This window comes from Pseudomonas sp. HY13-MNA-CIBAN-0226, assembly GCF_040310305.1.
In the GTDB taxonomy this organism is placed as follows: Bacteria; Pseudomonadota; Gammaproteobacteria; order Pseudomonadales; family Pseudomonadaceae; genus Aquipseudomonas; species Aquipseudomonas gregormendelii.
This window is the reverse complement of record NZ_JBEOPS010000085.1, coordinates 1-397: the sequence shown is the minus strand read 5'-3', so window position 1 is coordinate 397 and position 397 is coordinate 1. Positions and strand designations below refer to the sequence as shown.

At 48.6% G+C, this 397-nt stretch carries 1 protein-coding gene; it reads left to right on the top strand.

The window, feature by feature from the left end; genetic code table 11:
- The coding region (locus AAEZ05_RS27865) for a hypothetical protein (RefSeq protein ID WP_350649775.1) at nucleotides 1–397 on the top strand (397 nt) is incomplete at both ends.

Below are 397 nucleotides of genomic sequence, written 5' to 3'. Positions count from 1 at the left end.
ATACAAGCGGGCGTGGCTAAGAGTATGGCTAATATGCCAACAGAGGTATTGCCGAATATCTTGACCATGCTGAGATCAACGCCATTTGCTCGGCTACATCTGCAAAATGAGCGGGTGAGCTTGGAAGCACCAGACAGTATGCTATTACAGCGTTTGGTCACTGATATGCGTACGTTAGCGCCAGCGCTGATGATTGATAGCGCGGCACCACTGCCATTACCTAACAATGGCAGTGGCGTAGAGGATATGGCGGCTATGAATGGTCAGAACCCTCAGTTTGACTCCAGTGGCAGCGCTACAAACAATGTTAATAGCGACGCCTATAACAACAATGCAAGCAATAATGGTGCTGGAGAGTATCAAGCAAGCGATGACGATACGGACGATAGTATGATGC